Annotated in this window: 4 protein-coding genes; 2 read left to right on the top strand and 2 right to left on the bottom strand. The window is 47.7% G+C overall.

From position 1 onward, the window contains the following. Positions 1-74: 74 nt before the first annotated feature. Positions 75-1,412 carry an ArsB/NhaD family transporter gene (locus QUB04_RS28835; RefSeq protein ID WP_333142133.1) on the bottom strand — a complete coding sequence of 446 codons (1,338 nt, stop codon included), beginning with the start codon at positions 1,410-1,412 and terminating at the stop codon, positions 75-77. Positions 1,413-1,477: 65 nt separating this feature from the next. On the opposite strand from QUB04_RS28835, the gene QUB04_RS28830 reads away from it, so the two are divergent. Both QUB04_RS28830 and bchD read left to right on the top strand, forming a co-directional pair. Continuing rightward, complete coding sequence (locus QUB04_RS28830; protein WP_333289812.1) at positions 1,478-2,902, top strand: HAMP domain-containing sensor histidine kinase; 1,425 nt, start codon at positions 1,478-1,480, stop codon at positions 2,900-2,902. A gap of 34 nt (positions 2,903-2,936) precedes the next feature. After that, entirely contained in the window at positions 2,937-5,042 is a 2,106-nt protein-coding gene (gene bchD, locus QUB04_RS28825; RefSeq protein ID WP_333289810.1) for a magnesium chelatase ATPase subunit D, read from the top strand. An 82-nt stretch (positions 5,043-5,124) separates the two neighbouring features. On the opposite strand, the gene QUB04_RS28820 is transcribed toward bchD, so the two are convergent. Further along, the gene (locus QUB04_RS28820) at positions 5,125-5,451 is read right to left on the bottom strand and encodes a PEP-CTERM sorting domain-containing protein (RefSeq protein WP_333289808.1); all 327 of its coding nucleotides are present in this window, start codon (positions 5,449-5,451) and stop codon (positions 5,125-5,127) included. Positions 5,452-6,000 lie beyond the last annotated feature (549 nt).

Here is a 6,000-nt window from a genome sequence, read left to right as displayed (position 1 = left end):
TCCTTCTTCCTTCTTCCTTCTTCCTTCTTCCTTCTTCCTTCTTCCTTCTTCCTTCTTCCTTCTTCCTTCTTCCTTCAAATCAGAAACCGAATAGTTACATAAACAGCCGCAGCCACCAATTGCACGGCCATCACAGGAAGCCCGTAACGCAGAAAAGTTTGAAAAGAAATCCGGCGTCCGTGCTGTTCAGAAATTCCCGCCGCCACTATATTAGAAGAAGCTCCTACCAAAGTGCCATTTCCGCCTAAAGTTGCTCCATACATCATCGCATAAAACAGCGGCAGCACAGCAGGTGGAAACTGCCCTGCAAAATCCGGCGCCAGCACTTCTGCCGGTGCAAGCCCGACATTGACAACATACTGTTTTAGCAGCGGCACCATCGCCACTACCAGCGGAATATTTGGCACCACACTGGACATCAAACCCACAAAAAATAACAAAACTAAAGATCCCAGAAAAATATTCTTACCTAAAATCACTGCTAATATTCCAGATATACTGGCGATGACTCCGGTTTTTTCCAAACCGCCAATCAGCACAAAGATAGACATAAAAAATAGCAGGGTGCTCCAATCTAAATCCCGCAAAATATTATTAACAGAATCAATTTGGGAATGGTGAGCTAAAAGCATTGCCAAAGCAGCCCCCAACAAAGCAACGGCTGCCGGTGAAATAGGCACGGGCAGAGACTCTCCTATTACAAAAAAAGTCAGCACGAAAGCTATAATTAAGCCGCCTACTACTAAAACTCGCGGGTGATTGATTTTTGGGTGGGGCAAATGTTCCAAATCGTCTAAGTTCTTGTGCCAAATTTCGCGGAACAGCCAAGGCAACATAACTACTATCACTCCTACTGCGATCGCCCCGCCCAAACTTAACTTTAGCAGGTAATCTGCAAAGCTCATGTTAATAGCATCGCCGACAATGAATGTCGCCGGATCGCCCACGATGGTCAGCAGTCCCGAACTGTTAGCCACAAATACCATTAAAATCAGTAACGGCACAAAATCTACACCTACTTCTTCTGCCATTGGCGGAATTAATGGTGCTAGCAGCATGACTGTCGTGGCATTGGGCAAAACTGCACAAATTGGCGTAGTAATTGCGACAACACCCAGCAAGAGATTTTTGCCTTTGCCTTTAGCCAAAAGCACAATTTGAGTTGCCAAGTATTCAAATACTTTGGTAGGCTCAAAGGCTCTCACCATTACCATGACTCCGAAGAATAAGCCCAGCGTGGCGTGACTCCGACCGATATATTCGATCGCGTTGTTTAACGTCATCACGTGGGTAAACACCAGAATCACTGCTCCCAGAAATGCCGCAACTGTTAGGTGTATCCATTCTGTAATTATTAAGAAAATTACACATATAAATGTTGTTGCAGCAATCACAGCTTGTACGTTTTCCATTTATTCCCCTGAACAATTTAATACTTAAAATTAAAAACTATTAGTGTGAGGCAATGTACTACTTTATGGCTCTTCTGTCAATAGGTTTAAGGGCTGATTATCGTAGCAACACGCTGGGATCGACCCCTAGAGAGAGATCCGGCACAGGGAAAAAATCACCTCAAAACTACTTCTTTTGGCAGGGTCGCGATCGCCAGAAGTTTGGTATGGCGATCGGGCGATCGCTCAACTACAATGAAGCATGGGCAATCTCTGCCAAACTCAACCCCCACGCAGACATCATGGACTACAGCCAAGTGCTCGCCGACAAAACCGATACTATCGTCAAAAACTGGATTGAAGCAGTTCGTCAGGATCGGAAAATTGAAACCGCTGACGCCTTACCGCACTCAGCAATCGAAAATCACATACCTCACCTGCTGGCGGCGATGGTCACAGTGCTTTCCCAATATCAAAACAGCGAAATAAAACTAATAATTGAAGCCAGTTTAGATCACGGATTTCTCAGAGCCGAACAAGGCTACGACGCCGCAGAAGTAGCCCGCGAATACCATTTATTGCGTCAAGTAATATTCTCCCACTTAGAAGCCGAATTGCTAGCAGGAAGCGTCGCAGACGTATTCAGAGCTTTTCGGCTGATAGATGCCGTACTAGACGAAGCAATTGCCCAGTGTTTCAATAGCTACGTCGATCAGAGGATGCGGGAACTTCACCAAATCCAAACTCAGTTAACACTCACCAATCAAGAGCTCAATCGCCTCGTCAGCGTCAATCAAGAAAACGTCTACCATTTAGCTCACGAACTCAAAACTCCTCTCAACTCCATTATTGGTTATTCCGAACTGTTTTTGCGCCAAGAAAAATGGCAATCTGAAATCAAAGATACCCTCCCCGGCATCGAACACATCGAGCGAGTATTACGCAACGGCAGACAGTTGCTTCGCATGATTAATGACACACTAGAACTTTCTCGTGCCAATGCCGGAAAAATTAAACTTAACCTGCAGCGAACTAATGTACAATCTGTAATTAACACCGTACTAGAGATAATGCAGCCAATTGCTGATGCTAAAGGATTAAAGCTCGCTGTTACCAGCGACTGCGGGCCAACACAAGTAATCTCCGACGGACAGCGGCTGCAACAAATTCTGATCAACCTGGTGAGCAATGCCATTCGCTATACAGAATCTGGTAGCATTGAATTAAGTTGCCGCCCTGCTGGAGAAGCAAATTGGGCGATCGCAATTACAGATACCGGCATTGGCATCGCCCCCGAAGATACAAACCGCATCTTTGACCCCTTCTTTCAAGCAGGAGAAGCAGGCAAACAGCTCTTTCCCACCGAAAGCACTGGCCTGGGATTAGCAATAGTATCGCGGCTCGTCTCGCTGCTGCAAGGCAAAATCGAGCTAGTATCAGAAATAGGAGTCGGCTCAACTTTTACCGTGATTCTGCCCCAAGAAGTTAAAGTCCTCCAAGAAGTAAGCTAAACATTAAGTTCAAATTTTTACATCCGAAAATCCTATGCCTGCAGCAAACCTTAGCCCTTCCACCACAGCCTTTCCCCTCACCGCCGTAGTCGGGCAAGAAGCAATCAAATTAGCCCTGCTGTTAGCAGCAGTCGATCCCGCATTGGGAGGAGTTGCGATCGCAGGCCGCCGCGGCACAGCAAAATCAGTAATGGCCCGCGCCTTACACTCATTACTGCCACCCATTGAAATTGTTAAAGATTCTTTTTGCAACGCCGAACCTAATGAAATTATTGCCGAACAGGCATCAGGGTTGTTACCAGAAAATGGCGGGCAAAATGCCCACACCACCGATACTAATTCCTTAAATACTGAAATAATTCCCACACCATTCATTCAAATTCCTTTGGGTGTCACCGAAGACAGACTTTTAGGTTCCGTCGATGTCGAACAATCAGTAAAATTCGGCCAAACCGTATTTCAACCAGGACTCTTGGCCCAAGCAAATCGAGGCGTACTTTATGTTGACGAAATCAACCTCCTCGACGACAACATTTCCAACCAATTGCTAACAGTATTAACCGAAGGGCGCAACCAAATAGAGCGCGAAGGCATTAGCTTTCAACACCCCTGCAAACCTCTATTTATCGCCACATACAACCCCGAAGAAGGGCCGCTGAGAGAACATTTGCTCGATCGCATCGCGATCGTACTTTCAGCCGACGCAGCACTCGAACTAGAAGAAAGAGTCTATGCAGTAGAACAAGCTTTATCCTACTCCAGCTCCCCCCAAGAATTTCTCAATCAATACGCCGAAGACACCGACAACCTCAAAACCCAAATCATCCTAGCCAGAGAATGGCTCAAAGATGTCAGCATTAAACGCGAACAAATTGCCTACCTAGTAGAAGAAGCCATCCGGGGTGGCGTTCAAGGACACCGCGCCGAAATATTCGCAGTCCGCGTCGCCAAAGCCGCCGCCGCCATCGAGGGACGCACAGAAGTTAACGCCGAAGACCTGCGCCGCGCCGTAGAATTAGTCATCGTACCCCGCGCCACCATCATCCAAACTCCCCCAGACGAAAACTCTCCTCCTCCTCCCCCCCCACCGCCACCCCAAAAGCAGTCAGAACAAGAACAAGACGAACCAGAAAACCAGCAAGAAGACGAAGAAGACCAAGAGGATGAAGACAACCCGGAACCTCAAGAAGAACCAGAAAAAGATACCATTCCCGAAGAATTTCTCTTCGACCCCGAAGGAGTAATTCTCGACCCCAGCGTGCTTTTCTTCGCCCAAGCCGCCAACCGCCAAGGCAAATCGGGCAGCAGAAGCACCATTTTCTCCGAAGATAGAGGCCGTTACGTCAAGCCAGTATTGCCCAAAGGCCCCGTCCGCCGCATCGCCGTTGACGCCACCCTCCGAGCCGCCGCACCCTACCAAAAAGCCCGCCGCGACAGGAATTTAGACCAGGAATCCACCGCCGGCTCAATCACAAATCGAGAGAAGCGTGTATTTGTGGAACAGGGAGATATTCGGGCGAAGCGCTTGGCCAGAAAAGCTGGAGCTTTAGTCGTATTTGTCGTCGATGCCTCCGGTTCGATGGCCCTCAACCGAATGCAGTCGGCCAAAGGTGCAGTCATGCAGCTACTCACAGAAGCTTATCAAAGCCGCGACCAAGTTGCTCTCATTCCCTTTCGCGGAGAACAAGCAGAAGTGCTGCTACCGCCGACTCGCTCCATAGCCTTGGCCCGCAAGCGTTTGGAACGTTTGCCCTGCGGCGGCGGTTCCCCCCTGGCTCACGGTTTGACTCAAGCAGTGCGGGTGGGAGTCAACGCGCGGCAGTCTGGAGATATCGGTCAAGTTGCGATTGTCGCCATTACTGACGGACGCGGGAATATTCCTTTGGCTCGTTCTTTGGGGGAACCGATTGTAGAGGGAGAAAAGCCTGATATTAAAAAGGAATTGTTAGAAATTGCTGCGAAAATTCGTGGGTTGGGAATGCAGTTGTTGGTGATTGATACCGAGAGCAAGTTTATTTCGACTGGCTTTGCGAAGGAATTGGCCAAGACTTCTGGAGGGAAATACTATCACTTGCCGAAAGCTACCGAACAGTCGATCGCAGCTATGACTAAAAATGCTCTGCGCGACGCGATCGGCTAAAATCCTGATACCCGGATTTATCTGCGTTTATCCGCGTTTATCTGCGGTTAAAAATCCCAAAATTAGACTTTTTGCCCAAAGTCTAATTTTTAACTCTCACTCTCCGGCGAGTCAGCGCCAGCGAACCCGCAACTAAACCCAACCCTACCACCGCCGAAGGCTCAGGAATTCTTGCAGGGAGATGCACCGGCTTTCCCGGTCCCCGGCTCGGGATTGAAGAAGTTGTAACTTGGGGGAGTTGACCGGTCTGAGCCAGCAGCAAATATTCTGAGCCCTGCCCTGAAGAAGTGGTATAAACGGCTCGGACATTAGCTGCAACGGCAGCTTGACCGCCGGAAATAACGGCGGCGACAGCCAATAAAATTGCGGCTGTAGGTGGCAATAATTTGCGCTCAAAAAATGTGGGCATGGGACATTACCTATTTAGCAGTTTGTCGATAGAACTCGATCTATTCATTAATTTTCCGGGTATCCTCTGTCTAAGCTACCTTAGCCATTAACGGAAGCGATTTTAGATTTTAGATTTTAGATTTTAGATTTTAGATTTTAGATTTTAAATTTTAGATTATTGAAGTTTCTGGCCCCTAGTTTCAACTAAGTCGCAAATCAAAAACCTAAAATCAACTGTGGCCCCTGTCTCTAGCATATACTCCTTAATCCCCAATCGTAAATCCCCAATCCAAAATTGATTTACTTCAGCTATCTGCGAGTTGATAGACTTTAAGCTGGCCCCTGGCCGCAGATAGCGCCGGCCCTTTAACCTCAATTATAGCTTTGCCCCGACGCGCAACGGTGCGAGACAGCGACACGACACATACCTGTACGCAGTCGATTATAAACAATCGATCCCTGCTTTGGAGTGATTTCACCCCCGTTCTTTATCAAATCTTTAAACTCTTTCAGGTTTTGCAAACAAACTGTAAAGCTGTCAAAATAGAGATAGCAATTCTCAGCCCAA

The sequence above is a fragment of the Microcoleus sp. D2_18a_B4 genome, from assembly GCF_036702475.1.
Taxonomy (GTDB): Bacteria; Cyanobacteriota; Cyanobacteriia; order Cyanobacteriales; family Microcoleaceae; genus Microcoleus.
The sequence above is the reverse complement of the archived record's forward strand: the minus strand, read 5'-3'. Positions and strand labels throughout refer to the sequence as shown.

What these genes read in the sequence shown, in the direction of transcription:
- QUB04_RS28835 (WP_333142133.1), bottom strand. Translation starts at nt 1,412, where the DNA reads ATGGAAAACGTACAAGCTGTGATTGCTGCAACAACATTTATATGTGTA.
- QUB04_RS28830 (WP_333289812.1), top strand. Translation starts at nt 1,478, where the DNA reads ATGGCTCTTCTGTCAATAGGTTTAAGGGCTGATTATCGTAGCAACACG.
- bchD (WP_333289810.1), top strand. Translation starts at nt 2,937, where the DNA reads ATGCCTGCAGCAAACCTTAGCCCTTCCACCACAGCCTTTCCCCTCACC.
- QUB04_RS28820 (WP_333289808.1), bottom strand. Translation starts at nt 5,451, where the DNA reads ATGCCCACATTTTTTGAGCGCAAATTATTGCCACCTACAGCCGCAATT.